25 protein-coding genes and 1 pseudogene are annotated in these 24,827 nt (G+C 66.7%); 18 read left to right on the forward strand and 8 right to left on the reverse strand.

Annotated features, from left to right (window positions below):
- Nucleotides 1-50: 50 nt before the first annotated feature.
- Nucleotides 51-515, forward strand: a complete 465-nt coding sequence (locus ACUTAF_RS12445; protein WP_445580255.1) for a CopD family protein — start codon at nucleotides 51-53, stop codon at nucleotides 513-515.
- 55 nt (nucleotides 516-570) lie between these two features.
- Here the strand turns inward: ACUTAF_RS12445 and ACUTAF_RS12450 are convergent, their stop codons facing one another.
- From ACUTAF_RS12450 to ACUTAF_RS12465, 4 genes and pseudogenes are all read right to left on the reverse strand, one after another.
- On the reverse strand, nucleotides 571-1,332 hold the full coding sequence (locus tag ACUTAF_RS12450; protein WP_445580256.1) for a collagen-like protein: 762 nt from the start codon (nucleotides 1,330-1,332) through the stop codon (nucleotides 571-573).
- Complete coding sequence (locus ACUTAF_RS12455) at nucleotides 1,325-1,630, reverse strand: DUF1145 domain-containing protein (protein WP_445580257.1); 306 nt, start codon at nucleotides 1,628-1,630, stop codon at nucleotides 1,325-1,327. The genes ACUTAF_RS12450 and ACUTAF_RS12455 overlap by 8 nt, the downstream gene beginning before the upstream one ends.
- A 185-nt stretch (nucleotides 1,631-1,815) precedes the next feature.
- Nucleotides 1,816-2,547 carry an OmpA family protein gene (locus tag ACUTAF_RS12460; RefSeq protein ID WP_445580258.1) on the reverse strand — a complete coding sequence of 244 codons (732 nt, stop codon included), beginning with the start codon at nucleotides 2,545-2,547 and terminating at the stop codon, nucleotides 1,816-1,818.
- Between the two features lie 135 nt (nucleotides 2,548-2,682).
- Nucleotides 2,683-3,036 (reverse strand): annotated as a pseudogene (locus ACUTAF_RS12465) (OmpA family protein); the annotation flags it as partial.
- Nucleotides 3,037-3,473: 437 nt separating this feature from the next.
- Between ACUTAF_RS12465 and ACUTAF_RS12470 the strand changes: the two are divergent.
- Together ACUTAF_RS12470 and ACUTAF_RS12475 are read left to right on the forward strand one after the other, a co-directional pair.
- Entirely contained in the window at nucleotides 3,474-3,971 is a 498-nt protein-coding gene (locus tag ACUTAF_RS12470) for a DUF6231 family protein (protein ID WP_445580259.1), read from the forward strand.
- Nucleotides 3,972-3,975: 4 nt separating this feature from the next.
- Complete coding sequence (locus tag ACUTAF_RS12475; RefSeq protein WP_445580260.1) at nucleotides 3,976-4,455, forward strand: YchJ family protein; 480 nt, start codon at nucleotides 3,976-3,978, stop codon at nucleotides 4,453-4,455.
- Between the two features lie 495 nt (nucleotides 4,456-4,950).
- On the opposite strand, the gene ACUTAF_RS12480 is transcribed toward ACUTAF_RS12475, so the two are convergent.
- Nucleotides 4,951-5,493, reverse strand: coding sequence for a hypothetical protein (locus ACUTAF_RS12480; protein ID WP_445580261.1), 543 nt, complete (start codon nucleotides 5,491-5,493; stop codon nucleotides 4,951-4,953).
- 194 nt (nucleotides 5,494-5,687) lie between these two features.
- Between ACUTAF_RS12480 and ACUTAF_RS12485 the strand changes: the two genes are divergently transcribed.
- The 5 genes from ACUTAF_RS12485 (at nucleotide 5,688) to nadE (ending at nucleotide 10,572) form a co-directional block, all read left to right on the forward strand.
- Nucleotides 5,688-6,185, forward strand: coding sequence for an LEA/WHy family protein (locus tag ACUTAF_RS12485; RefSeq protein ID WP_445580262.1), 498 nt, complete (start codon nucleotides 5,688-5,690; stop codon nucleotides 6,183-6,185).
- A 5-nt stretch (nucleotides 6,186-6,190) separates the two neighbouring features.
- Complete coding sequence (locus tag ACUTAF_RS12490; protein WP_445580263.1) at nucleotides 6,191-6,388, forward strand: SEC-C metal-binding domain-containing protein; 198 nt, start codon at nucleotides 6,191-6,193, stop codon at nucleotides 6,386-6,388.
- Between the two features lie 7 nt (nucleotides 6,389-6,395).
- A complete protein-coding gene (locus tag ACUTAF_RS12495) occupies nucleotides 6,396-6,857 on the forward strand; it encodes a DUF2489 domain-containing protein (protein ID WP_445580264.1) in 462 nt (153 codons plus the stop codon).
- A gap of 120 nt (nucleotides 6,858-6,977) precedes the next feature.
- Nucleotides 6,978-9,491 carry a penicillin acylase family protein gene (locus tag ACUTAF_RS12500; RefSeq protein WP_445580265.1) on the forward strand — a complete coding sequence of 838 codons (2,514 nt, stop codon included), beginning with the start codon at nucleotides 6,978-6,980 and terminating at the stop codon, nucleotides 9,489-9,491.
- Nucleotides 9,492-9,744: 253 nt separating this feature from the next.
- A complete protein-coding gene (nadE, locus tag ACUTAF_RS12505) occupies nucleotides 9,745-10,572 on the forward strand; it encodes an ammonia-dependent NAD(+) synthetase (protein WP_445580266.1) in 828 nt (275 codons plus the stop codon).
- A gap of 16 nt (nucleotides 10,573-10,588) precedes the next feature.
- On the opposite strand, the gene ACUTAF_RS12510 is transcribed toward nadE, so the two are convergent.
- Nucleotides 10,589-10,738: a hypothetical protein gene (locus tag ACUTAF_RS12510; protein WP_445580267.1), complete on the reverse strand. Its 150-nt coding sequence runs from the start codon at nucleotides 10,736-10,738 to the stop codon at nucleotides 10,589-10,591.
- A 218-nt stretch (nucleotides 10,739-10,956) separates the two neighbouring features.
- On the opposite strand from ACUTAF_RS12510, the gene ACUTAF_RS12515 reads away from it, so the two are divergent.
- Genes ACUTAF_RS12515 through ACUTAF_RS12535 form a run of 5 tightly spaced genes read left to right on the forward strand, consistent with a single transcriptional unit; the run spans nucleotide 10,957 to nucleotide 16,122 of the window.
- Nucleotides 10,957-12,060, forward strand: a complete 1,104-nt coding sequence (locus tag ACUTAF_RS12515) for an AI-2E family transporter (protein ID WP_445580268.1) — start codon at nucleotides 10,957-10,959, stop codon at nucleotides 12,058-12,060.
- Nucleotides 12,050-13,567: an efflux transporter outer membrane subunit gene (locus ACUTAF_RS12520; protein ID WP_445580269.1), complete on the forward strand. Its 1,518-nt coding sequence runs from the start codon at nucleotides 12,050-12,052 to the stop codon at nucleotides 13,565-13,567. Before ACUTAF_RS12515 ends, ACUTAF_RS12520 begins: the two co-directional genes overlap by 11 nt.
- Nucleotides 13,560-14,651, forward strand: coding sequence for an HlyD family secretion protein (locus ACUTAF_RS12525; RefSeq protein WP_445580270.1), 1,092 nt, complete (start codon nucleotides 13,560-13,562; stop codon nucleotides 14,649-14,651). The genes ACUTAF_RS12520 and ACUTAF_RS12525 overlap by 8 nt, the downstream gene beginning before the upstream one ends.
- Complete coding sequence (locus ACUTAF_RS12530; protein WP_445580271.1) at nucleotides 14,651-15,685, forward strand: DUF2955 domain-containing protein; 1,035 nt, start codon at nucleotides 14,651-14,653, stop codon at nucleotides 15,683-15,685. The genes ACUTAF_RS12525 and ACUTAF_RS12530 overlap by 1 nt, the downstream gene beginning before the upstream one ends.
- Nucleotides 15,676-16,122, forward strand: a complete 447-nt coding sequence (locus ACUTAF_RS12535) for a potassium channel family protein (protein ID WP_445580272.1) — start codon at nucleotides 15,676-15,678, stop codon at nucleotides 16,120-16,122. Before ACUTAF_RS12530 ends, ACUTAF_RS12535 begins: the two co-directional genes overlap by 10 nt.
- A 111-nt stretch (nucleotides 16,123-16,233) precedes the next feature.
- Here the strand turns inward: ACUTAF_RS12535 and dcd are convergent, their stop codons facing one another.
- The gene (gene dcd / locus ACUTAF_RS12540) at nucleotides 16,234-16,800 is read right to left on the reverse strand and encodes a dCTP deaminase (protein ID WP_021446086.1); all 567 of its coding nucleotides are present in this window, start codon (nucleotides 16,798-16,800) and stop codon (nucleotides 16,234-16,236) included.
- Nucleotides 16,801-17,111: 311 nt separating this feature from the next.
- On the opposite strand from dcd, the gene ACUTAF_RS12545 reads away from it, so the two are divergent.
- Entirely contained in the window at nucleotides 17,112-17,321 is a 210-nt protein-coding gene (locus ACUTAF_RS12545) for a cold-shock protein (RefSeq protein WP_004423761.1), read from the forward strand.
- Between the two features lie 288 nt (nucleotides 17,322-17,609).
- Here ACUTAF_RS12545 and apbC read toward each other — a convergent pair whose 3' ends face one another.
- Nucleotides 17,610-18,698, reverse strand: coding sequence for an iron-sulfur cluster carrier protein ApbC (gene apbC / locus ACUTAF_RS12550; protein WP_445580273.1), 1,089 nt, complete (start codon nucleotides 18,696-18,698; stop codon nucleotides 17,610-17,612).
- A gap of 160 nt (nucleotides 18,699-18,858) precedes the next feature.
- Between apbC and metG the strand changes: the two genes are divergently transcribed.
- From metG to rsxC, 4 genes are all read left to right on the forward strand, one after another.
- Nucleotides 18,859-20,895 carry a methionine--tRNA ligase gene (metG, locus tag ACUTAF_RS12555; RefSeq protein ID WP_445580274.1) on the forward strand — a complete coding sequence of 679 codons (2,037 nt, stop codon included), beginning with the start codon at nucleotides 18,859-18,861 and terminating at the stop codon, nucleotides 20,893-20,895.
- Between the two features lie 118 nt (nucleotides 20,896-21,013).
- Nucleotides 21,014-21,598 (forward strand): electron transport complex subunit RsxA, encoded by a 585-nt coding sequence (rsxA, locus tag ACUTAF_RS12560; protein WP_445580275.1) that lies wholly within the window; start codon nucleotides 21,014-21,016, stop codon nucleotides 21,596-21,598.
- Entirely contained in the window at nucleotides 21,595-22,170 is a 576-nt protein-coding gene (gene rsxB, locus ACUTAF_RS12565; RefSeq protein ID WP_445580276.1) for an electron transport complex subunit RsxB, read from the forward strand. Before rsxA ends, rsxB begins: the two co-directional genes overlap by 4 nt.
- Nucleotides 22,167-24,794 carry an electron transport complex subunit RsxC gene (gene rsxC, locus ACUTAF_RS12570; protein WP_445580277.1) on the forward strand — a complete coding sequence of 876 codons (2,628 nt, stop codon included), beginning with the start codon at nucleotides 22,167-22,169 and terminating at the stop codon, nucleotides 24,792-24,794. Before rsxB ends, rsxC begins: the two co-directional genes overlap by 4 nt.
- Nucleotides 24,795-24,827 lie beyond the last annotated feature (33 nt).

Consider the following 24,827-nt stretch of genomic DNA (forward strand, 5'->3'; position numbering starts at 1 on the left):
GCGCTGACTCACTTGCCGATCGCCCCCGCCGAAACGACCGGAGACCGCGCATGACGCCCTACGCCCCGCTCTACACCCTGCATCTGCTGGCCGCCCTGATCTGGGTCGGCGGTATGTTCTTCGCCTGGATGATCCTGCGCCCGGCGGCGGCCGGGGTACTGGAGGCGCCGGCGCGGCTGCGGTTGTGGCTGGAGGTGTTCAAGCGCTTCTTCGTCTGGGTCTGGGCCGCGGTGCTGCTGTTGCCGCTCAGCGGCATCGGCATGCTGCACCTGGGCTATGGCGGCTTCGACAACGCACCGCGCCACGTGCACATCATGATGGGCCTGTACGTGGCCATGCTGGCGCTGTTCCTGCGCGTGCAGATGCTGCAGTTGCCGGAGCTGCGCCGTGCGGTGCAGGCCGAGGACTGGCCGGCCGGCGGCGCGGTCCTGGGCAAGATTCGCAAGGTGGTGGGCGGCAACCTGCTGCTCGGCCTGCTGCTGGTGAGCATCGCGGCGCTGCGCCCAAGCTTCTGAAGCGCCCAGGTGCACCGGCGCACCGGCGCACCTGGGCGCTGCCTCCTGGCGAAGGCTAGAAACGCAGCACATCCAGTTCGCCGTCAGCCCCAGGATCGCCCGCTTCTCCGGGCTGCCCCGGCTTGCCATCGGCGGCGCCCTCGACGCGGTAGAGCAGGCAACCCTTGGCCGCGCCGCCGCGCCCGCCCGCGCCGGCCGCACCGGGGACCCCGCCGGCGCCACCGGCGACCAGCACCTGAACGCCGTCCAGCGCCAGCCCCTGCGGTACCTCAAGGCGAACCCGGCCACCCATGGCACCGGCCTTGCCGTCGCCGCCATTCCGGCCATCATGCCCGCGGCTGGCGCGGCCCCAGGTGCAACCCCCGGCCAGACCATCGGCGCCATCGAGCCCCGATTGGCCCGGCGCGCCACGACCGCCACGCGCATCCACCGTCAACGAGTGGATCTCGGCCCGCTCCAGCCGCAGGCTCAGCGCACGCCCCACGGTCGCCGGCCTGAGCGCACTGCCCGGCGCGCCCTGAGCGCTGATCCAGGCGCCCTCGGCAACGTGGGCCTGGCGTACCTTCAGACGCAACGGCCATTGGCTCGGCGCGACGCCGATGCGCGCCGCGCGGCCCAGATGCAACTCGTCGATATGCAGTTCGGTGATGCTGGCGGGCACCAGCAGGGTCCCCTGCTCGGCCACCTCGAGGCGCTCCAACTGCAGCACCCCGGCGCTGGCTGGCAAGCGCAGCAGCGTGTGGGGCGCCACCTGCAGGCGACCGTCGGCCAGCGCCGAGGATGTGGCGAGACACAACAGCAGCGACAGGTTACGCATGCGCCACCTCCTCGCCCGCAGGCACGGAGGGCTCCTCGAGGGGCTCCTCCACCCTCTGGCTGAGCAGGTGGAAGACGCCGAACAGCAGGACCTGCAAACGATCGAGCCAGGGATTGGCCCGCCCCTTGAGCCGATCGCCGAACAGCCAGAGCTCCATACCGTGAATCAGCAGCAGCGATGCGGCCAGCAGATAGAGCAGCTGCGCGAATGGACTTCCCAGCCAGTTGCCCAGAGCCGCGCCAACTGCCAACCAGAACAATCCGGCCAACGCCTTGCCCAGCATCGTCAGTGCTTGCATCCCCGCCCTCGCCCGTGGTCTTTCCGATGGTGCCGCACCTTAACCGCTGGCCGAGGTCCCGGCCAGTCCCCCGGCAGAAAATGCCCGGCAACCGTCGCGGTTCGAACGTGACCGGCGCAGGAGCGCAAGACAGGCAGGAGAAAAAGTACGGAGGCCTGACGGCCCCCGTCGATTGCAGAACGGGTTCAACGCGCCACGTGCAGTTCCACGCGTCGATTCTGCGCACGTCCGGCATCGCTACCGTTGTCCGCCACCGGCTGGCTCTCGCCGCGACCTTCGATGCCGACCTTTTCGCCCGGCACGCCTTGCGCGACGAGGTAATCCGCCACGCTGCGCGCGCGACGCTCGGACAGCCCTTGGTTGTAAGCATCCGAACCGACGCTGTCGGTGTGACCGATGACCTTCACGCTGACCAGGCTGGCACCGGTCAGGCGGGTAGCGACCTCGGCGAGCAACGTATGGGCCTCGCTGGTCAGCTGCGCCGAGTCGAAGGCGAACAGCACGTTGCCCAGGTCATTGAGGACGATGATCTCATCCTGCGCGGCCGGAGCCATCGGCTCCTCGGCGACACTCGCGGGGTACTGCGGCAGCGGACATCCATTGTGGCTGACCGCCGTGTTGGCGGGGGTGTCGGGACAGCGGTCGCGGCGATCGAAAACACCGTCGCCGTCCTCGTCGCCGTCCTGCGCGTAGCAGATGATGGTGCCGAGCAACGCGCCGACAACGGCACCGCCTGCGGCCCAGGTGGAACTCTCGATCGCGCCCAGGCCGCCACCGGCCAAAGCTCCAATCGCACTGCACAGGGGCCAGTTCCCCTGGTTGAGCGGCGCATCTCCCGTACTGGAAGTCGTCGCGCAACCGGAAAGAACACTGCTGACCAAGAGAAGGGGTAGAACCGTTGAGAGTTTCGTTCTCATGGAGGAATCTCCTGTGGTACCGGCATTATGCCGGTACACAGGAGTAAAGACCCCGCCCTGCGTCTATACAAGAAGCGATCCGCTCAAGCGAACCACACGCCAACCGAGAGATCCCGGCTGGCGCTTTGCCTGAGGTCAGGGCTGGGCCTCGACCTCGGCTTCGACGCGACGGTTGATGGCACGCCCGTCACTGCTGGCATTGTCGGCCACCGGACGGCTTTCGCCATACCCCACCGCCTGCACCCGACCGGACTCGACACCATACTGGTTGACCAGCACATCGCGCACCGCTCCGGCGCGACGTTCGGACAGCCCCTGGTTGTAGGCATCGGTGCCCACGGAGTCGGTGTGCCCCTCGACCACGGTGGAGGTTTGCGGATACTGCTTCATGAAGTCGGCCAGGGCCTGGATATCCTCATAGCTTTCGGGCTTGACCACGGCCTTGTCGAAATCGAACTTGACGTCAAGCTCGACCCGCACCGCCTCGGCCGGCTCGGCCACCACGACTTCTTCGACCACAGGTTCCTCGACCACGGCCACCTGCTCCTCGGCGCCATGCACCCAGCAGTAGGCCGCCGCCATGCCGGCGCCGACCAGCGCGCCGCCGCCGGCCCAGGTGGAACTCTCGATTGCCCCCAACGCCGCACCGCCGACACCGCCCACCGCCGCACAGGTGGGCCAGTCGGACTTCTGCAGGCCGGCGCAACCGGTCAACAGGGTACTGGCCAGAATCAGGGGTACAGCTTTCCTTGTGATGCTCATACTTTAGGTCTCCAATGTTCATCGGCCCATAACCGACTCAAGAGTAGTAAAGACAGGAGTTATGCAATCCGCCAGCTATAGAAGTGATGGCGCATAATTTCTTCTCGCTCTAGCTCGTATGCCTGCGCCGCGTTAGCCTTTGCCGCCCTGTTCGAGGATGTTCGATGATTGCCAGCCCCTCAACCCGCACGCCACAGCAGGCCCTGGCCGCCCTGCTGGCTCGTTACGCCCCGGAAAAACTGCTGCTGGTAGGGGCCAGCGAGCTGCCTGCACTGAGCGCATTCCAGAGCGCCCAGCCGCGGTGTCAGATCGCCACGGCGCCGGCCGCCGCGCTGACGGACGAGCTTGCCGGGCAGCGCTTCGACCTGGCCCTGCTGGTCGACTGCCTGGAACATTTGCCCAAGCGCGACGGCCTGCAGCTGCTCGGCGGCATCCGCAACCTCAACGCCAGCCGGGTCGCAGTGCTGGTCGACCTGCAGGCGGCGGGCTGGCGGGAAACCGACTTCTTCGCCCTGGCGATGCAGGCCAGCGAGCAGTTCTACCGCGAGCAGCAGACCCTGCATCTGTTCACCTACGATCTGCTCGACTACAAGCAGGTCCCGGACTGGCTGAACGCCAAGTTCTGGGCCAACCCGCAAAACTTCGGCAAATACTGGTGGTGACGCGATGAGCCAGCTCGCCCCCAGCTGCCCCTGCGGCAGCGGCAATCCTCTCGGTCAATGCTGTGGTCACTACCATGCCGGTGCCAACGCCCCCAGCGCCGAACTGCTGATGCGCTCGCGCTACAGCGCCTACGTGCTGGGCCTGGTCGACTATCTGGTCGCCACCACCCTGCCGGCCCAGCAGCAGGCGCTGGATCGCGCCGCCATGGCCGCCTGGAGCGCCCAGAGCACCTGGCTCGGCCTGGAGGTCGAAAGCAGCGAGCTGTTCGGCGGCCAGCCCGAGCATGCGCAGGTCGCCTTCGTCGCCCGCTGGCACGACGAGCAGGGCGAGCACAGCCACCGCGAGCGCTCGTCCTTCGTCCAGGTCGAGGGGCGATGGTACTTCCTCGACCCGACCGTGCCGCTCAAGGCCGGACGCAACGATCCCTGTCCCTGCGGCGCGGGACAGAAATTCAAGAAGTGCTGCGCCCCGTACCTGAGTTGAACGCCAGCCTTCTTCTGCTTGAGTGATGCACGCCCGCTGCAGAAGGCCGGGCGCGCGCAGTCAACTAGGAGAACGGCATGCACAAGCAAAGCGGCGTGGCGACCATCCTGGCCGGCCTGCTGTTCGGCTGCGCCAACCAGCCCTCCGGGCCCGAGGGAACGCATCGACCCGGGCGACAGCACACGCGTCAGCCGGCTATTCGCCTACCCCAGCAACTGCAGCGTCATCTGCTACCGCGACTGGACGCTGGAGCAGAAGGTGCAGCACTACCTCGATCAGAGCCTGGCACGCGATGGCTACGCCGAGGCCAAGGCCAGCGACCCGCCGGCGATCCGCAGCGGACGCTGGATGCCTGCACGCAGAAATGGCCGATCACCGACAAGCTGCAGACCTGCGAGCTGTTCTTCGTCTCGGTGCGCAAGCTCCAGCCCGAGCAGGCCGCGGCCAAGTGCAGGGCGATCTGCAACGACCGGGTCCGCAGCCGCGGACCCGGCATCATTCCTGCAATTTCAGGTGCGAGGTATCCGGCGCTGGCGCGGCCGGTTCGCCCCGGGCCTGGCCCATGTCACTGCCGACCGGTGCCAGGCTGAACTGCGACAGGTCGACCCTCGGCGCTGCGGCAGCCGGCTTGGCATCCTGCAGATCGGCGCCGACCGGGGCGATGCCGAAGTCCGGCGCATCCACGTCGCTGAAGGCCGCCATGTACTCATCGCGCGGCGCCACCTGCAGGCGCCCGCGAGGCATGGCGGCGGCCAGGGGCACCGGCTCGCCAACCAGAGGGGGCGCCAACTCCACCTCTTCCACCGGCAAGCCCATATCGACCACCTCCACCCGCGCCCCGGCACGCTCCAGGGTGACGCGGTACTTCTGCGCAGCGGCCGCATCGAGATTGCTCTTGATCACGATGCGGCGTCCGGAAAACAACTGGGCGATGCGCTGCGTGTCGGCCTGGAACAGCCTGGCCAGGTTGGCCTTGACCTGCTCCGGCTGGGCGCCCGGCACCAACTGCCCGGAGAAGGCGATCTCGTAGCGACTCATGGTCACACTCCTGTCCTATTCGGCCCTCAGTATGGCGCAGGTTTTTTGCCGCCGACACCGCTGGCGTCGCATCCCGAGCCTGCAGGCGCATCGCAACGAACCTGCGGCGGCGGCCGAGTGAAAATAATGATGCGGCCCCTAGGTTGCAGCCGAGCGGTTGCTTGTTACACTGGGGACGTTATTGGGGGTATGAAATGCTTTCTCAGGCGCAAACGATAAGAATTATCAGCCTATTGATGTTTTTCGGCCTGCTCTCGGGCCTCGCAGGATGCTCCACCTGGATGACGGGTGGCTTCAAGGACCCGGACGTCCAACTCGTCAAAGTTGATGTGATCAAGGCGAGGCTGCTCGAGCAGGAGTTTCGCCTGTACTTCCGAATCGACAATCCCAACAACGTCAGCCTGCCGGTTCGCGGTCTCGACTACAGCGTCCATCTCAACGAGATGATGCTCGCCGAGGGCCATTCCAACGAGTGGTTCAGCGTACCCGCGCATGGCCGCCATCACTTCGACGTCCCGGTGCGCACCAACCTCTGGCGCCACGTCCGGCAGATCGTCAAGGCGCTGGAGAAACCCGACCAGCCGATCCGCTACCGCCTGCAGGGCGAGGTGAAAACCGGCATGCTGTTCGGCCGCAGCGTGCATGTATCGCGCAATGGCGAGATAATTCCCGGCGATTTCATCCCGGAGTAACCGCCATGAGCAACCAACCCCACGTCCACGGCCCCGACTGCAACCACGATCACGACCACCATCACGATCATGGCCACGTGCATGGCCCGCATTGCAACCACGACCATCAGGAGCCGGTGCGCAACGCCCTGAAGAACGTCGGCCGCAACGACCCCTGCCCCTGCGGCAGCCAGAAGAAATTCAAGAAGTGCCACGGCGCCTGAAGCCCCGATGAGTGCATCGACCCTCGCCCTGCTGCTCGCCGGGCTGCTGATCGCGGCTCTGGCCGCCTATGCCTTGCATCTCTGGCGCCGCGTCTGGGCGCAGCAACGCAGCCAGGCCGCCGCCCAGCAGGAGCGCCAGCAGCGCCTCGGCGGCGACCTGACGATTCTCGCCGGCAGCCTGCTCGACGAGCAGCTGCCGCTGATCGAAGGCGCCATCCGCATCAAGGTACTGCTGGACAACTACGACAGCGAACTGAGCCGCGACAGCCGCTGCCAGGTGTTCCACCTGCTGTTCGAGGCCACCGCCGAGGTGCCCACCCACGGCGCCTGGAAGGCGCTGGACAAGAACGAGCGGCGGCGCTTCGAGAAGCGCTTCAACGAACTGGAGCTGCAGCACAAGGCCGCCGCCCGCACGGCCGCGCGCTGGCTGCTCGACGAGGGGCTGAAGAGCGCTCGGCGAAACGCCTGAGCGCCTCTTGCCAGGCTCTGCGCCGCTCATTACCGTGGCGACTTCATGGCCGATCGGCAACGATCGGCCCGTTGCGCGCAGCCGCCACGCCCGACCTATCGCCCGCCAAGGAATTTCGCCATGCGCATGCTGGCCTGCCTGACCCTTGCCGCTTCGCTGACCGGCCTCGCCGGCTGCCAGTCCCTGCTCAACAGTCGCTACGCCGACAGCGTGCCGCCGACACGCGGCGTGGAACGCATCCAGGGCCTGGCGGAAAGCGCCTCGATCCGCCGCAACGCCCTCGGCATGCCGCTGATCGAGTCGGGCACCTTCCACGATGCGCTGTTCGCCCTGGGCTACGTGCATGCCGGCGACCGCCTCGGCCAGATGGTCGGCATGCGTCTGCTGGCCGAAGGGCGCCTGGCGGAAATGGCCGGCCCCGGCGTGCTGGAGATGGACAGGTTCATGCGCGCGGTGAACCTCAAGCGCAGCGCCGAGGCGCTCTATGCCGGCGCCTCGCCGCGCCTGAAACGCTTCTTCGAGGTCTACGCGCGCGGCGTCAACGCTTATATGTTCCGCTACCGCGAGCGCCTGCCGATGGATCTGGTGGAGTCCGGCTACCGGCCGGCCTACTGGAAACCAGAAGATTCGGTGCTGCTGCTGTGCCTGCTCAACTTCGGCCTGGCGGTCAATCTGCAGGAAGAGATCGCGGCGCTGGCCATGGCCCAGCAGGTCGGCGCCGACAAGCTGCCCTGGCTGTTGCCGATCTACCCCGACGAGCCGCTGCCGTTCGACGAGGCGCAGAAGCTCGCCGGCCTCGACCTCAAGGGCCAGCTGCCGGGCCTGCAGGCGATCTCCCGCACGGCCGCGCAGATCGCCGAGCAGCATATGCTCGGCGTCGCCGCCTCGAACAACTGGGCCATCGCCCCCGAGCGTACGCGCGGCGGCAAGAGCCTGCTGGCCAACGATACCCACCTGCCGCTGGCGATGCCCTCGCTGTGGAATTTCGTGCAGATCCGCTCGCCCAAGTACCAGGCCGCCGGCATCTCGCTGGCCGGCGTGCCGGCGGTGGTCGCCGGATACAATGGCAAGCTGGCCTGGGGCATGACCATGGTCATGGGCGACAACCAGGACCTGTTCCTCGAACGCGTCAAGCGCGAAGGCGGCCGCCTGCTGTACCTGGCTGACGGCCAGTGGCTGCCGGCACGCGAACGCCAGGAGACCTTCTTCATCAAGGGTCAGCGGCCGATCCGCGAAACCCTCTACGAGACCCGCAACGGCCCGCTGCTCAACTCGGTGCTCGGCGAGCGAAAGCACGCGCTGCAGCCGATGCGCCTGGAGAGCGGCCACGGCCTGGCGCTCAAGACCACCCAGTTCGAGCGCGACGCCAGCCTCGACGCCTTCTTCGACCTGTCCCGCGCGCAGTCGGTGGATCAGGCCTTCGAGGCCGCCCGCGAGATTCGCGCCATGCCGCTGAATATCCTCTTCGCCGACGCCCAGCACATCGGCTGGCAGGTCACCGGCCGCTATCCCAATCGCCGCGAAGGCCGTGGCCTGCTGCCCTCGCCCGCCTGGGACGGGCGCTACGACTGGGACGGCTACGCCGAACCGATGCTCCATCCCTACGACCAGGACCCGCCACAGGGCTGGCTGGGCACCGCCAACCAGCGCAGCGTGCAGCCTGGCTATGGCATGCAGCTGTCCAGCTCCTGGTTCTACCCCGAACGCGCCGAGCGCATCGCCGACCTGGCCGGCAGCGGCCGCCACGATGGGCGCAGCATGATCGCCATGCAGTACGACCAGCACTCGCCCTTCGTCGCCAAGCTGCAGGCGATGTTCGCCGACCCAGGGATGCAGGAACCGCTGCGCGCGGCCATCGCCGCTCTGCCGAGCGGCCAGCGCGAACGCGCCGAGGAGGCGCTGAAACGCCTGCTGGCGTTCGACGGCAGGCTGGCCGCCAGCTCCGCCGATGCGGCGATCTATGGCGCCTTCCTGCATGAGAGCGCGCGGCAGATCTTCCTCGACGAACTGGGCCCGGAGAGCAACCCGGCCTGGCAGACACTGGTGCAGACCGCCAACGCCTCCTACTCCGCGCAAGCCGACCACCTGCTCGGCCGCGCGGACAGCCCGTTCTGGAACGACACACGCACGCCGCAAGCCGAGGACAAACCGGCCATCCTCGCCCGCAGCCTGGCCGCCAGCATCGACCTGCTGGAGGCTCGCCTGGGCCGCGAGCGCAACGCCTGGCAATGGGGCAAGCTGCACCGCTACGAATGGATCAGCGACGCCACCCGCCTGGCGCCGCACATGGGAGCCAGCCAGCGCGCCGGCATCAATGCACTCAAGGGTTATCTCGACCGCGGTCCCTACCCGGCCGGCGGCGACCACAGCACCCTCAACGTCTCCGCCTATAGCTGGGGGCAGGACTTCGACACCTGGCTGATCCCGGCCATGCGCATCGTGGTGGATTTCGCCGCCGCCGAGCCGCTGCTCGGCCTCAACAGCTCCGGCCAGTCGGGCAATCCGGCCAGCGCGCATTATGCCGACGGCATCGAGGCCTGGCTGAAAGGCGGCTATATGAGCTTCCCGTTCCAGCCGGAGAACCTGGACAAGGTCTATGGCAATCAGCGTCTGCTGCTGATGCCGGCCAGATGACGACCGTTCGTCGGGTCGCGCCGAACCAGGCGCGGCACGCCACGCTCTGAATAGTCGACTTACTCCATAGATCATCGTTTCAAGGCGCCACTGGCGCCTTTTCTTTTGCCCGCCGAACCCGCAGCCTCGCCCATCAAGGCGCCTACCTGCGTCTGCGACGCTGTCCAGCCTGCACTTTTCCGACGGATGATCGTAAGCTTTAGCGCTTTCCGTTTGCCGCTTTGCAGCGGCTAGCCGCGCCAAGGAGCCCGAGATGAGCAACCGCCAAGCCGAAATCGCCGCCGCCCTGGAGGTCGTGCCCCCCTTCGCCGATGAGGCGGCCCTGCTCGCCGAGATCGAACGGCGCAAGACCTTTATCAAGCAGTGCCTACGCAACTCGGGGCTGAAGGTGCTTGTGCTGGGCATCAGCGGCGGTGTCGACTCGCTGACCGCCGGCCGCCTGGCCCAGTTGTCGGTCGAGGAGTTGCGCGCCGAAACGGGAGACTCGGCGTATCGCTTTATCGCCGTGCGCCTGCCGCACAACGCCCAGCACGACGAGCACGACGCGCAGGATTCGCTGAAATTCATCCGCGCCGACGAGGAAGACACGGTCAATATCGCCGACAGCGTGCTGGGCCTCGGCGAGCAGGTCACCCACCTGCAGAAACTGAGCGATGCCCGTCGCGATTTCGTGGTCGGCAATATCAAGGCGCGCATCCGCATGGTCGCCCAGTTCGCCATCGCCAACGCCAACAACGGCCTGGTGATCGGCACCGACCACGCCGCCGAGGCGGTCATGGGCTTCTTCACCAAGTTCGGCGATGGTGCCTGTGACCTGGCGCCGCTGTCCGGCCTGGTCAAAAGCCAGGTGCGCGCCATTGCCAAACATCTCGGCGCACCGCAGCACCTGGTGATGAAAACGCCCACCGCCGACCTGGAAGAATTGCGCCCGGGCAAGCCGGACGAGGAGGCCCACGGCGTCACTTACGCCGAGATCGACGCCTTCCTGCACGGCGAGCCGGTCAGCGAGGCAGCCTATGCCACCATCGTGCGCACCTACGACAACACCCGCCACAAGCGCGAATTGCCGCTGGTGCCATAACCCCGACACTCCTAGTTCAAGCGACGGGACTAGGCGGCGGGTGATCGGGAATGGTTGGCTCGCCCGGCTCCTCAGGCACCTCAGGCGTGTCGGGGTCGGGTTGATGGGGAATACCGCCGCCCGGCATCGCGAGATGCCGTCCGGCAAAGAGGAACAACGCAGTCATGCTGGCAATCTCCGTGACGAACTCTCAAAGGTAGAGTTCGTCACGGAGGAAGAATTCACATCATCGTCGAAGAGGTGCCACGCAAGCCGAGGCCGGATCCCCGGGAAACAGGCATGGCAGAGGGCCATAGCAGGGTTGGGCGGAGCCAACTACGCTGACTGGCATGGCCCGTCCAGCGAGGCGGGCTGCCCCCAGCAGACTCTGGAAAGGATTGCCTTATGGCCACTCTCCGCCCGATAGATCCGCGCCTCCCCCGCACCCTGCTCGACACACTGATCCGTGCCGGTCTGATTGCCACCCTGGTGGTCGCCTGCTATGAAATTTTCCGCCCTTTTCTCAGCCTGATGGCCTGGTCCCTGATTCTCGCCGTCACCCTTTATCCGCTGCACGGTATGCTCAAACGCCGCATCGGCGGCGGTGAGGGACGCTCCGCCACCCTGCTGGTGATCATCGCCGTCGCCATCCTGCTGGTACCCACCTACCTGCTCGGCGCCTCGCTGACCGAGTCGGTGGAGAGCGTCATCGCCGTGATCAAGGCCGATGGCGTGCACATCCCCGCCCCACCGCCCAACGTGGCGGACTGGCCGTTGATCGGCAAGCCACTGTACGCCTTCTGGGCGCAAATCGCGTCCGACGTCACCAGCGCACTGCAACAGGCGGCTCCGCATCTGAAGGGGGCTGCGCTGGGCCTGCTGGGCAAACTGGCGGGGGCCAGCGTGGGGCTGCTGGCGTTCATCGGCGCACTGATCATCGCCGGCATCATCATGAGCTACGGCCAAAGCGGCCATCAGAGTGCCCTGCGCATCGCCAACCGGGTCGTTGCAGAAGGGCATGGCAGAGATATGGTTGCCCTGTGCACCGCCACTATCCGTGCAGTCGCCCAGGGCGTAATCGGCATCGCCTTCATCCAGATGCTGCTTATTGCTGCCGGCTTCATTCTCAAAGGCGTGCCGGGCGCAGGTCTGCTGGCCCTCGCGGTCCTGATCCTCGGCATCACGCAGTTGCCGGCCACGCTGATCACCCTGCCGGTGATCGCCTATGTGTTCTTCGCCGAAGGCGCCACCCTGGCCACCATCATCTTCGCTATTTATACCTTCTTCGCCGGTCTGGCGGACAACGTGCTCAAGCCGTTGCTGCTCGGCCGCGGCGTGGACGTGCCGATGCCGGTGATCCTGATCGGCGCTCTGGGCGGCATGGTGGTCGGCGGCATCATCGGCCTGTTCATCGGCCCGGTGCTGCTGGCCGTCGGCTACAAGCTGTTCTGGCAGTGGGTCGACCAGCAACCGGCCGACGCGCTGCCCGAGCCACAGGATGAGGCCTGACCACCACCCGGCCTGGCTGCTGCTGGCCGCAGCCGCCCTTGGCGGCTGCGTGCGCCTGGGACCGGACTTCCAATCGCCGCGCCAAGACTGGATCGAGCACTGGCAAAGCAGCGCGCTGAGCACGGCCAGCACCCGACAGGCCCATGCGGACAACCACCAATGGTGGCGGCTGTTCGACGACCCGGTGCTCAACCACCTGATCGAGCTGGCCGATGCCGGCAACCCCAACCTGCGCATCGCCGCCCTGCGCATCCTCGAGGCGCGCGCCCAGCTCGGCATCGCCCGCAGCGGGCGCTACCCGCAGGTGCAGCAGGCCAGCGCCGATGCGCTGTACCTGGATCGCAACCAGTACGATGGCGACAACCCGCAGGATCTGCACAGCTGGCAGCACGGCGCCGGTTTCGACATCGGCTGGGAGCTGGACTTCTGGGGCCGCTACGCCCGTGCCATCGAGTCCGCCGACGCCGCCTACTTCGCCGCCCATGCCAACTACCAGGACGCCCTGGTGCTGCTGCGCGCCCAGGTCGCGCAGAGCTACTTCAGCCTGCGCACGGCCGAGGCGCGCCTGCGTATCGCCCGCGACAACGCCAAGCGACAACTACGCAGCCTGCAGATCACCGAGCGGCTGTTCAGCAGCGGCAACAGCGACGAACTCGACCTGCAACAGGCCAAGACCCAGTACCTGGGCACCCTGAGCAGCATTCCCGAGTTCGAAACCCAGGTCGCGCAGACCCGCAACGTCATCGCCGTCTTGCTCGGCCTGCCGCCCGGCGGACTGGCCGAATTGAAAGAGCAGACCGGCCTGATTCCCCTGGTCGACCAGGCACTGATCGACGACGTGCCGGCCACCCTGCTGTTAAGGCGCCCCGACGTGCGCGCCGCCGAGCTGCAGGTCGCCGCCCAGTCGGCGCTGATCGGCGTGGCGGAAACCGACCTCTATCCCTCGATCAGCCTGCTCGGCAGCATCGGCTGGTCGGCCAGCAGCCTGGACGGCAGCTCGGACACCCTCAGCCTGGGCGGCGGCCCGAGCCTGACCTGGAACCTGTTCGACCACGGCCGCCTGCGCAACAACGTGCGCGTGCAGGACGCCCGCCTGCAGCAGCTGATCGTGGCCTACCGCGATCGCGTGCACCAGGCCGCCCGCGAGGCCGACGACGCCGCCACCGGCCTGCTCAACGCCTTGGAGCGCGAACGCATCCTGCGCGAGGCTGCCTACTCGGCGGAGCGCTCGCTGACCCTGGCCAGCGCCCAGTACCGCGAGGGCTATTCCGACTTCCAGCGCGTGCTGGACGCCCAGCGCGCCCTGTTCGCCCAGCAGGACGGTTACCTGGTGGCGCGCAGCGATGCCGTCGGCAGCCTGATCGACCTCTATCGCGCCCTGGGCGGTGGCTGGACCAGCGCCCAGCCGTTGCTCGACCCCACCACCCGTGCGCAGATGCAAAAGCGCACCGACTGGGGCGAGTTGCTCGACGACACCGACCAAGCGGAGACCCCCGCCAATGAATGACCAGGCCAAACAGTCCGACCCCAGCCGCCTGGGCGTGCGCATCGTGCTCGTGCTGATCGGCCTGAGCCTACTCTGGTACCTGCTGGCCGACCGCTTCACCCCCTATACCCAGCAGGCCCGGGTGCAGGCCTATGTGGTGGCGGTGGCCCCGGAAGTGGCCGGCAGGGTTACCCAGGTACGGGTCGGCAACAACCAGATGGTCGAAACCGGCCAGGTGTTGTTCGAACTCGACCCGGAGCCCTACGAGATCGCCGTGGCCAAGGCTCGTGCCGAGCTGGAAAACATGCGCGGTCAGGTCGGCGCCAGCACCGCCGGGATCGATGCGGCGCTGGCCAACCTGCGCGCCGCCCAGGCCGGCGAGCTCAAGGCCCGGCAGGATCGCGACCGCCTGGAGCGCCTGTATCGCGAAGACCCTGGCACCATTTCCCTGCGCCGCCTGGAGGTTTCCCGCGCCAGCCTGATCCAGGCCAGCGCCCAGGTCGCCGCCGCCGCAGCCCAGGTCGAACAAGCCCGCGAGAGCGAAGGCGGCAGTGGCGAAGACAACGCGCGCCTGCGCAGCGCCGCCTCAGCCGTGGAAAAGGCCGAGCTGGACCTGACCAAGACCCAGGTGCGTGCCACCTCCGCCGGCCTGGTCACCGACCTGCGCATCGAGGCCGGCCAGTTCGCCGGTGCCGGCAGCCCGCAACTGACCCTGATCGCCCTCAGCGACCTGTGGATCAACGCCGAGATGACCGAGAACAACCTCGGCCACCTGCAACCCGGCACGCCGGTCGCCATCGTCCTCGATGCCCGCCCCGGCCACGTCTACCGCGGCAAGGTACGCAGCATCGGTTACGGCATCAGCGTCGGCCAGAGCACCCCGCCCGGCAGCCTGCCGACGGTGGAGAACAGCCGCGACTGGCTGCGTGCGGCGCAACGCTTCCCGGTGATCATCGAGTTCGCCGAGGGCGAACTGGGCGACTACCAGGGCCTGCGCGTCGGCGGCCAGGCCGAGGTGATGGCCTTCCCCAGCGAGGGCAACCCACTGAACCTGCTCGGCCGCGCCTTTCTGCGCGTGATGAGCTGGCTGTCGTTCGCCTACTGATGGCCGGCCCGACCGATCCGCGCCCGCAGCGCGCCCTGCGCCTGGCCTGCGGGGTGGCCTGTGGCACCGTGCTGGGCTTCGGCCTGGGCCTGTCGCTGCCTTTTCTCACGCCGGTGCTGGTGCTGCTCCTGCTGGCGATGAGCAACCAGCCACTGACCCTCAGGGGCGGCCTGAGCCTGGCCCTGGTGGCCGCCCTGACCTGCGGCAGCGGCCTGCTGCTGAGCCCGCTGCTGCGTCACTCGCCGTTCAGCGGCGTGCTGCTGGTGGCACTCGGCCTGTTCTTCAGCTTTCGTTTCGCCCTGCGCGGCGGCAATGGCCTGCTGTCGACCTTGCAGGTCATCGGCCTGACCCTGATTACCGCCGCCGGAACCAGCTCCATGGCGCTCGGCCAGGAAGTGGTGATCGCGCTGATCAAGGCCGTGCTACTGACGACCCTGTGCGTGGCGATCAGCCACTGGCTGTTTCCCGAACCCGCAGGACTGCCGCCCGCCGCCAAGCCGGCGGCCATGGGTCAGGCGCGTTCCGAGTGGATCGCCCTGCGCGCCATGCTGGTGGTGCTGCCGGCCTGGCTGCTGGCGCTGATCGACCCCGCCAGCTACATACCGCTGGTGATGAAAGCGGCCAGCCTCGGCCAGCAGGTGTGCGGCACCAGCGCCCGCGACGCCGGCCGGGAACTGCTCGGCTCGACCCTGCTCGGCGGCGCACTGGCCATCGCCTTCTGGGCACTGCTGAGCATCCTGCCGCACCTGTGGCTGTTCTTCCTGCTGATGCTGCTGTTCATCCTGCTGCTGGCACGGCGCCTCTACCAGTTGGTGGCCAACCGCCTGAGCCCCGGCTTCTGGCTGAACAGCGCGATGACCCTGATCATCCTGCTGGGCCAGTCGGTACAGGACAGCGCCCTCGGCAAGGATGTCTACAGCGCCTTCGCCATCCGCATGGGCCTGTTCGTCCTCGTCACCCTGTACGCCTGCGCGGCGGTTTACCTGATCGACCGGCGCGTCACCATGCCCCATGAGGAAAAGCCATGTTCCTGAACCTGCTGATCGGCCTGCCCATAACCATGCTGTGCCTGCTGCTGCAGGCCGCGATGGTCGCCCTCAGCCTGCGTCGTTACATCGACTACCGGCATGGCCTGAGCCGGCCATCGCTCGGCAGCACCATCCTGACCCTGAGCCTGGTGATGCTGTTCATGCTGTTCGGCAACTTCCTGCAGATGAGCATCTGGGCCGGGCTGTACGTCGTGCTCGGCGAATTCGAAACCTTTGCCCAGGCCCTGTACTTCTCCGGCGTGACCTTTTCCACCCTGGGTTACGGCGATCTGGTGCTCTCCCCGCCGCGGCAGCTGCTGAGCGCACTGGAGGCGACCAACGGCATCCTTATGTTCGGCGTCTCCACGGCCGTGCTGACTGCCGCACTCGGCGACGTGCTCAAGCACTACGCCCAGCAGCGCAAGGCCGCACAGGACCCCTGAGGCACAGCGCCGGCTGGCAAACGGCTAACCGCTCGTCGCCAGCCGCTTATCGAGCGGGGCAAAGACGAAAAAGCCGAGCAGAGGCTCGGCTTTTTCGGATGCAGCGGCCATTCAGGCCTTGGGCAGGGTCACGCCCAGCTGGCCCTGGTACTTGCCGCCGCGATCCTTGTACGACACCTCGCAGGCCTCGTCCGACTGCAGGAACAGCATCTGCGCCACGCCCTCGTTGGCGTAGATCTTCGCCGGCAGGGTGGTGGTGTTGGAGAACTCCAGGGTCACGTGGCCTTCCCACTCCGGCTCCAGCGGCGTGACGTTGACGATGATGCCGCAGCGCGCATAGGTGCTCTTGCCCAGACAGATGGTCAGCACGTCGCGCGGGATGCGGAAGAACTCCACGGTACGGGCCAGGGCGAAGGAGTTCGGCGGGATGATGCAGACGTCGCTCTTCACGTCGACGAAGCTCTTCTCATCGAAGTTCTTCGGGTCGACAGTGGCCGAGTTGATGTTGGTGAACACCTTGAATTCGTCGGCGCAGCGCACGTCGTAGCCGTAGCTGGACACGCCGTAGGAGATCAGCCGCTCGTTGCCTTCGGTGCGCACCTGGCGCTCGACGAAGGGCTCGATCATGCCGTGCTCGAGAGCCATGCGGCGAATCCACTTGTCCGATTTGATGCTCATGGCGAGGTGTCCTGAATGGGCGGTGGCGAAAAAAGTGAGCGCATCTTACCGACCCCGGCGCCCCGCTTCAAAGGCTGTCGACCGGCGTCGCGACCGGCCGCCGCGAGTTATTTGCAAGAAAGACGCACGCAGCATTCGCACTCGACGATAAAAACACGTATGGTGTGCCCACTGTGCTGCATGTGTCACCGCGAATCGCTACTAGATGCCTAGATCTCGATCCAAACATCGTCCGACTCCTAGTACTCGTTGCACTCAGTCCCGGCCTGGGCTTTTCCAGGGCTGTAATTACTTTTGTTAGGAGACATCACATGTCCAATCGTCAGACTGGCACCGTCAAGTGGTTCAACGATGAGAAAGGCTACGGCTTCATCACCCCGCAATCCGGTGACGACCTGTTCGTACACTTCAAAGCCATCCAAAGCGATGGTTTCAAGAGCCTGAAAGAAGGCCAGCAAGTGACTTTCGTGGCCACCCGTGGCCAGAAAGGCATGCAGGCTGAGGAAGTTCAGGTTGTCTAACCTGAGCTGACCTGCTTGAAAAAAGCCCCGCCTAGTGCGGGGCTTTTTTATGGCTGCAAGAAAATCACGCTCCCAGACTGCCGCCCCTCTCCCCTTTGCTGGGGGTACACCTAGTGGAGAGGGGCCGGGGAAGGGATCGTCAGGCCAACACCGCGCCGCGCGTGTTCCCCTCGCGCACCCTTCAGGCACCCTCGGCTTTGGCATCCGGCGTCGCCCTACCTCCTGCATCCATGCAGTCGTCTCCCATAAATGGGAGTGGGTCATCAGAAGGCCGCTACGCGGCCGCCTTTAGTCATCGCTGATCTCGATGCTCGGCATGCTGACCTGGCCGGCCTGCGCGATACGCGCGCCAACCTTGCGCGCCAGATCCTGGTAGATCATGGCGATCTGGCTTTCCGGGTCGGCTACCGTGGTCGGCTTGCCGTCGTCGGCCTGCATGCGGATGGCCATCGACAGCGGCAGGGACGCCAGCAACTCGACGCCGTAATGCGCCGCCAGCTTCTCGCCGCCGCCCTCGCCGAACAGGTGCTCGGCATGACCGCAATTGGAGCAAATGTGCACGGCCATGTTCTCCACCACGCCCAGCACCGGGATGTGCACCTTGCGGAACATCTCCACGCCCTTTTTGGCATCGAGCAGGGCCAGATCCTGCGGCGTGGTGACTATCACGCTGCCGGCCACCGGCACCTTCTGCGCCAGGGTCAGCTGGATGTCGCCGGTGCCCGGCGGCATGTCCACCACCAGGTAATCGAGGTCGTTCCAGGCGGTCTGGGTGATCAGCTGCAGCAGCGCGCCGCTGACCATCGGCCCGCGCCAGACCATCGGGGTGTTGTCGTCGGTGAGAAAGGCCATGGACATCACCTGGACGCCATGCGCCTCGAGCGGCACGAACCACTTCTGCTCGCGCACCTGCGGCCGGGTGCCTTCGGCGATGCCGAACATGATGCCCTGGCTCGGTCCGTAGATATCGGCGTCGAGGATGCCCACCCGCGCGCCTTCGCGGGCCAGGGCCAGGGCCAGGTTGGCCGCGGTGGTGGACTTGCCCACACCGCCCTTGCCCGAGGCCACGGCGATCACGTTCTTCACCCCGGCCAGCGCCGGCACCTGGGCCTGGCCCTGGTGCGACTCGATCAGGCAATCGACCTGCACGCGTGCACTGTCGACGCCGTCGAGATTTTCCAGCGCCATCTGCAGCATCTGCGCCCAACCGTTCTTGAACAGGCCGGCGGCATAACCCAGTTCCAGACGCACGGCGACGCGCGCGCCCTGGATGTCGACCTCGCGCAGGCAGCCGGCGCTGACCGGATCCTGATCGAGATGGGGGTCGGTGAACTGACGCAGGCAGGCTTCGACCGCTTCGCGGGTGACGGCACTCATGCAAGAACTCCAGAAGACAGGCAGAAAATCAGGCAGGCATCATAGCAGCAGCGCTCCCGCGCTACGCAGCATGCGCTTTTCCGTGGCGCAGGTAGCTTGAAGCTTGTCGCTTCCCTTATAGTTGCCGACTTCCCTCGTTTTACCAGTGCAGCCGATCACCATGACCGAAGCCCGCAAGATTCTCGTCACCAGCGCCCTCCCCTACGCCAACGGTTCGATCCACCTCGGCCATATGCTCGAGTACGTGCAGACCGACATGTGGGTGCGCTTCCAGAAACTGCGCGGCAACCAGGCCATCTATGTGTGCGCCGACGATGCCCACGGCTCGGCCATCATGCTGCGCGCCGAGAAGGAGGGCATCACCCCCGAGCAGCTGATCGCCAACGTACAGGCCGAGCACACCGCCGACTTCGCCGACTTCGGCGTGGACTTCGACAACTACCACTCGACCCACTCGATTGAGAACCGCGAGCTGGCCTCGTCGATCTACCTGGCGCTGCGCGACAAGGGCCATATCGCCACCCGCGCGGTGACCCAGTACTTCGACCCCGAGAAGGGCATGTTCCTCGCCGACCGCTTCATCAAGGGCACCTGCCCCAAGTGCGCGGCCGAGGACCAGTACGGCGACAACTGCGAGAAGTGCGGCGCCACCTACGAGCCCACCGAGCTGAAGAACCCGCGCTCGGCCATCTCCGGCGCCGTGCCGGTGCTCAGGGAGTCCAAGCACTTCTTCTTCAAGCTGCCGGACTTCGAGGCCATGCTCAAGCAGTGGACCCGCTCCGGTGCCCTGCAGGAGGCGGTGGCCAACAAGATCGCCGAATGGCTGGACGGCGGCCTGCAGGAGTGGGACATCTCCCGCGACGCGCCCTACTTCGGCTTCGAGATCCCCGATGAGCCTGGCAAATACTTCTACGTCTGGCTGGACGCGCCGATCGGCTATATGGCCAGCTTTAAAAATCTGTGTTCCAAGCGCCCGGAGCTGGACTTCGACGCATTCTGGGGCAAGGACTCGACCGCCGAGCTGTACCACTTCATCGGCAAGGACATCGTCAACTTCCACGCCCTGTTCTGGCCGGCCATGCTCGAAGGCGCCGGCTACCGCAAGCCCACCGCGGTCAACGTGCACGGCTACCTGACCGTCAACGGCCAGAAGATGTCCAAGTCGCGCGGCACCTTCATCAAGGCACGCACCTACCTGGACCATCTGAACCCCGAGTACCTGCGCTACTACTACGCGTCCAAGCTGGGCCGCGGCGTCGACGATCTCGACCTGAACCTCGAGGACTTCGTGCAGAAGGTCAACTCCGACCTGGTCGGCAAGGTGGTCAACATCGCCAGCCGCTGCGCCGGCTTTATCCATAAAGGCAACAACGGCGTGCTGGTCGCCGCCAACCCCGAGCCGGAACTGTGGGCCGCCTTCCAGGTCGCCACCCCGAGCATCGCCGACGCCTACGAGTCACGCGACTTCGCCCGCGCCATGCGCGAGATCATGGCCCTGGCCGACCGCGCCAACGCCTGGATCGCCGACAAGGCGCCCTGGGCCCTGAACAAGGTCGAGGGCAAGCAGGCCGAGGTGCAGGAAATCTGCGCCCTGGGCGTCAACCTGTTCCGCCAGCTGGTGATCCTGCTCAAACCCGTGCTGCCGAAGCTGGCCGCCGACGCCGAGGCCTTCCTCAACGTCGCCCCGCTGACCTGGAGCGACCTGGCCACCCCGCTAGCCAACCACCAGCTGAACCCGTTCAACCCTCTGCTGACCCGTATCGAACCCGCGAAGATCGAAGCCATGACCGAAGCCTCCAAGGAAGACCTCGCCGCCGAAGCCACCAAGCCCACCGGCAATGGCGAGCTGACCAAGGACCCGCTGGCCGCCGAGATCAACTTCGACGCCTTCGCCGCCGTGGACCTGCGCATCGCCCTGATCGAGAAGTGCGAGTTCGTCGAGGGTGCCGACAAGCTGCTGCGCCTGACCCTGGATATCGGCGACGCCAAGCGCAACGTGTTCTCCGGCATCAAGTCCGCCTACCCGGACCCGCGCAAGCTGGAAGGTCGCCTGACCCTGTACGTGGCCAACCTGGCGCCGCGCAAGATGAAGTTCGGCATCAGCGAAGGCATGGTGCTGGCCGCCGGCCCGGGCGGCGAGGAGATCTACCTGCTCAGCCCGGACAACGGCGCCAAGCCCGGTCAGCGCGTCAAATAACCGCACGCTAGACTCAAGATCGTCGAACAGGCCGGCCGATGCCGGCTTGTTTGCATCTGCGCGCTTCCCGATAATAGACGCCCTTTTTCTCCGGCCTTTCGAGCACAACGGCAATCCGATGACCGAACTCGTCCTGATCATGGTCAGCGCCATCCTGGTCAACAACTTCGTGCTGGTGCAGTTTCTCGGCCTGTGCCCCTTTATGGGCGTGTCGAAGAAGATCGAGACGGCCATCGGCCTCTCGCTGGCCACCACATTCGTGCTGACCCTGGCCGCCATGTGCAGCTACCTGGTGCAGCAGTACGTGCTCAAACCGCTGGATCTGGAATACCTGCGCACCATCAGCTTCATCCTGGTGATCGCCGTTACCGTGCAGTTCACCGAGATGGTGGTGAACAAGACCAGCCCGCTGCTGTACCGCGTGCTGGGCATCTTCCTGCCGCTGATCACCACCAACTGCATCGTCCTCGGCGTCGCCCTGCTCAACGCCAACAAGGCCGAGTTCACCTTCGTCACCGCCACCGCCAACGGCTTCGCCGCCGGCCTGGGCTTCTCCCTGGTACTGGTGCTGTTCGCAGCCATGCGCGAGCGCATCGCCATCGCCGACGTGCCGAAATCCTTCCAGGGCGCGGCCATCGGCATGATCACCGCCGGACTGATGTCGTTGGCGTTCATGGGCTTCACCGGGCTGATCAAGCTATGAGCCTGGTACTGGTCGCCGTCGCCGCCCTGCTCGCGCTGTGCCTGATCGCCGGCGCCATCCTCGGTTTCGCCGCGGTGCGTTTCAAGGTCGAAGGCGACCCCATCGCCGAGCAGATCAATGCCCTGCTGCCGCAGACCCAGTGCGGCCAGTGCGGCTACCCGGGCTGCAAGCCCTACGCCGAGGCGATCGCCGGCGGCGACAAGATCAACAAGTGCCCGCCCGGCGGCGAGGCGACCATCCAGGCCTTGGCCGACCTGCTGGACGTGGAGCCCGAACCGCTGGACGCGGTGGAAGGCGAGAAGCCGCAGATGGTCGCCTATATCCGTGAGGCCGAGTGCATCGGCTGCACCAAGTGCATCCAGGCCTGCCCGGTCGACGCCATCGTCGGCGCGGCGCGGCAGATGCACACGGTGATCGCCAGCGAGTGCACCGGCTGCGACCTGTGCGTGGAGCCCTGCCCGGTGGACTGCATCGATATGCTCGAAGTGGGCGGTAGCGTACAGAGCTGGAAATGGGACAAGCCGCTGGCGCCTGGCCAGTTGATCGCCAGCGATCGGGAGCAGGCCGCATGAGTGCACAAGAGCGTATCTGGGATATCCCCGGCGGCATCCATCCGGCCGAGCGCAAGGAGCTGTCCAACCGCACGCCCATCCAGCAGATGCCCGTGCCCAAGCGGCTGGTACTGCCGCTCGGCCAGCATATCGGCGCCGCCGCCGAGCCCTGCGTGGTGGTCGGCGAGCGCGTGCGCAAGGGACAGAAGATCGCCGAGGCCACAGGTTTCGTCAGCGCGCCGTTGCATGCGCCGACCTCCGGCACGGTCAACTTCATCGGCCCTCAGCCCTACCCGCACGTCTCCGGCATGCTGGCGCCGGCCATCGTCATCGACAGCGACGGCCTGGACGAGTGGGCCGAGCTGACGCCGCATCCCGACTACCGGCATATGGAATCCAGCGAGCTGCTGGCGCTGATCCGCGACGCCGGCATCAGCGGCCTGGGCGGCGCCGGCTTCCCCACCGCGGTCAAGCTCACCGCGCGGCCGACGCAGAAGATCCATACGCTGATCATCAACGGCACCGAGTGCGAGCCCTATATCACCGCCGACGACCGGCTGATGCGCGAACGCGCCGGCGAGCTGGTTTCCGGCGTCGATATCCTGGTGCAGCTGATCCAGCCGGATCAGGTGCTGATCGGCATCGAGGACAACAAGCCCGAGGCCATCGCCGCGGTGCGCGACGCCTGCAGCGAGCGCAGCTACCAGGTGCGGGTATTTCCCACCAAATACCCCTCCGGCGGCGAGAAGCAGCTGATCCAGATCCTCACCGGCGTCGAGGTGCCTTCGGGCGGGCTGCCGGCGGATATCGGCATCCTCTGCCAGAACGTCGGCACCTGCGTGGCCGTGCATGACGCAGTGGTGCACGGCAAGCCACTGATCTCGCGCATCACCACCCTGACCGGCGAGGCGCTGGCGCGCCCCGGCAATGTCGAGGCGCTGCTCGGCACGCAGGTCAGCGAGCTGCTGGCCTTCGCCGGGCTGGATCAGGGCAAGCTCAACCGCCTGATCATGGGCGGACCGATGATGGGCTTCACCCTGCCCAGCCTCGAGGTGCCGCTGATCAAGACCGCCAACTGCCTGCTGGCCAGCACCGCCGCCGAGCTGCCGCCGCCACCGCCGGCGCTGCCCTGCATCCGCTGCGGCGAATGCGCCGAGGCCTGCCCGGCCAGCCTGCTGCCGCAGCAGCTGCACTTCTTCGCCCTGGGCCAGGAGCACGAGCAGCTCAAGGCGCACAACCTGTTCGACTGCATCGAATGCGGCGCCTGCGCCTACGTCTGCCCGTCGAACATTCCGCTGGTGCAGTACTACCGCGCGGCCAAGGCGGACATCCGCGAACTGGAACAGAAGCAGCTCAAGGCCGAACACTCCAAGCAGCGCTTCGAGCAGCGCCAGGAACGCCTGCGCCGCGCGGAAGAGCAGAAGGAAGCCGAGCGCAAGGCGCGCGCGGAAAAGGCTGCCCGCGCCAAGGCGGCGCAGGGCGAGGCAGCGCCGGCCGCCGCCGCCTCTCCGGCCGACGAGGCGCTGAAGAAACTGAAGATCGAAGCCAGCATGGCCCAGGTCGCGCTGAAGAAGGCGGAAAAGCAACTGGCGGCCCACGACACCACAGAGCTGCAGGCCCAGGTCGCCGAGCTGCGCGCCGCCGCCGAAGCGGCGCAGAAGGCGCTGATCGACGCCCAGGTCGTAGCGCCCGCCCCCGCGCCCAAGCCGGCCGGCGACGAAGCACTGAAAAAGGCCAAGATCGACGCCGCCATGCTCAAGGCGCAGCTGCGCAAGCTGGAAAAGATCGAAAATCCGGACGACGACCAGCAGGCCGAGATCGCCCGCGTGCGTCAGCAACTGGAGGAAGCCGAGAAGGCCCTGGCCAGCCTGGAAAGCCAGGCGCCCGCCGCCAATCCGGCCGGCGACGAGGCGCTGAAAAAGGCCAAGATCGACGCCGCCATGCTCAAGGCCCAGCTGCGCAAGCTGGAAAAGATCGAAAACCCGGACGACGACCAGCAGGCCGAGATCGCCCGCGTGCGTCAGCAACTGGAGGAAGCCGAGAAGGCCCTGGCCAGCCTGGAAAGCCAGGCGCCCGCCGCCAAACCGGCCGGCGACGAGGCGCTGAAAAAGGCCAAGGTCGACGCCGCCATGCTCAAGGCCCAGCTGCGCAAGCTGGAAAAGATCGAAAATCCGGACGACGACCAGCAGGCGGAAATCGCCCGCGTGCGCCAGCAGCTGGAAGAAGCCGAGAAGGCCCTGGCCAGCCTGCAAAGCCAGGCGCCCGCCCCCTCCACCAAGCCGGCCGGCGACGAGGCGCTGAAAAAGGCCAAGGTCGAGCTGGCGATGAAGCGCGCCGAGCTGAAGAAGGCCGAGAAGGCCGGCGCCGACGAAGCCGGGCTGCAGCCGCTGCGCGATGCCCTGGCGGCCGCCGAACAGGCCCTGCATGCCGCCGAGGCGGCCTCGGGCAAGCCGGCGCCGGAGCTGGTGCGCACCGAACGTCCCGGCGTGGACGAAAAGTTCAAAGCGCTGAAGACCGAGGTGGCCTTCGCCCGCGCCGACCTGCGCAAGCTGGAGCGTGACGAAAGAGCCGCTGGCGAGGCACTGGAACAGGCCCGCACACGCCTGGCCGAGGCCGAACGCCAACTGGCCGCATACCAACCGTAACAATCGTCCCGGATTGCATCCGGGCTACAAGCG

It is taken from the genome of Pseudomonas sp. SP16.1 (genome assembly GCF_052682975.1).

Coding starts and splice junctions, on each gene's coding strand:
- rsxA (WP_445580275.1), top strand. CDS start 21,014: ATGACCGAACTCGTCCTGATCATGGTCAGCGCCATCCTGGTCAACAAC.
- rsxB (WP_445580276.1), top strand. CDS start 21,595: ATGAGCCTGGTACTGGTCGCCGTCGCCGCCCTGCTCGCGCTGTGCCTG.
- ACUTAF_RS12480 (WP_445580261.1), bottom strand. CDS start 5,493: ATGAGTCGCTACGAGATCGCCTTCTCCGGGCAGTTGGTGCCGGGCGCC.
- ACUTAF_RS12450 (WP_445580256.1), bottom strand. CDS start 1,332: ATGCGTAACCTGTCGCTGCTGTTGTGTCTCGCCACATCCTCGGCGCTG.
- ACUTAF_RS12525 (WP_445580270.1), top strand. CDS start 13,560: ATGAATGACCAGGCCAAACAGTCCGACCCCAGCCGCCTGGGCGTGCGC.
- ACUTAF_RS12515 (WP_445580268.1), top strand. CDS start 10,957: ATGGCCACTCTCCGCCCGATAGATCCGCGCCTCCCCCGCACCCTGCTC.
- ACUTAF_RS12445 (WP_445580255.1), top strand. CDS start 51: ATGACGCCCTACGCCCCGCTCTACACCCTGCATCTGCTGGCCGCCCTG.
- ACUTAF_RS12535 (WP_445580272.1), top strand. CDS start 15,676: ATGTTCCTGAACCTGCTGATCGGCCTGCCCATAACCATGCTGTGCCTG.
- ACUTAF_RS12475 (WP_445580260.1), top strand. CDS start 3,976: ATGAGCCAGCTCGCCCCCAGCTGCCCCTGCGGCAGCGGCAATCCTCTC.
- ACUTAF_RS12545 (WP_004423761.1), top strand. CDS start 17,112: ATGTCCAATCGTCAGACTGGCACCGTCAAGTGGTTCAACGATGAGAAA.
- ACUTAF_RS12490 (WP_445580263.1), top strand. CDS start 6,191: ATGAGCAACCAACCCCACGTCCACGGCCCCGACTGCAACCACGATCAC.
- dcd (WP_021446086.1), bottom strand. CDS start 16,800: ATGAGCATCAAATCGGACAAGTGGATTCGCCGCATGGCTCTCGAGCAC.
- ACUTAF_RS12455 (WP_445580257.1), bottom strand. CDS start 1,630: ATGCAAGCACTGACGATGCTGGGCAAGGCGTTGGCCGGATTGTTCTGG.
- ACUTAF_RS12485 (WP_445580262.1), top strand. CDS start 5,688: ATGCTTTCTCAGGCGCAAACGATAAGAATTATCAGCCTATTGATGTTT.
- nadE (WP_445580266.1), top strand. CDS start 9,745: ATGAGCAACCGCCAAGCCGAAATCGCCGCCGCCCTGGAGGTCGTGCCC.
- apbC (WP_445580273.1), bottom strand. CDS start 18,698: ATGAGTGCCGTCACCCGCGAAGCGGTCGAAGCCTGCCTGCGTCAGTTC.
- rsxC (WP_445580277.1), top strand. CDS start 22,167: ATGAGTGCACAAGAGCGTATCTGGGATATCCCCGGCGGCATCCATCCG.
- ACUTAF_RS12500 (WP_445580265.1), top strand. CDS start 6,978: ATGCGCATGCTGGCCTGCCTGACCCTTGCCGCTTCGCTGACCGGCCTC.
- ACUTAF_RS12520 (WP_445580269.1), top strand. CDS start 12,050: ATGAGGCCTGACCACCACCCGGCCTGGCTGCTGCTGGCCGCAGCCGCC.
- ACUTAF_RS12530 (WP_445580271.1), top strand. CDS start 14,651: ATGGCCGGCCCGACCGATCCGCGCCCGCAGCGCGCCCTGCGCCTGGCC.
- ACUTAF_RS12495 (WP_445580264.1), top strand. CDS start 6,396: ATGAGTGCATCGACCCTCGCCCTGCTGCTCGCCGGGCTGCTGATCGCG.
- ACUTAF_RS12510 (WP_445580267.1), bottom strand. CDS start 10,738: ATGACTGCGTTGTTCCTCTTTGCCGGACGGCATCTCGCGATGCCGGGC.
- ACUTAF_RS12470 (WP_445580259.1), top strand. CDS start 3,474: ATGATTGCCAGCCCCTCAACCCGCACGCCACAGCAGGCCCTGGCCGCC.
- metG (WP_445580274.1), top strand. CDS start 18,859: ATGACCGAAGCCCGCAAGATTCTCGTCACCAGCGCCCTCCCCTACGCC.
- ACUTAF_RS12460 (WP_445580258.1), bottom strand. CDS start 2,547: ATGAGAACGAAACTCTCAACGGTTCTACCCCTTCTCTTGGTCAGCAGT.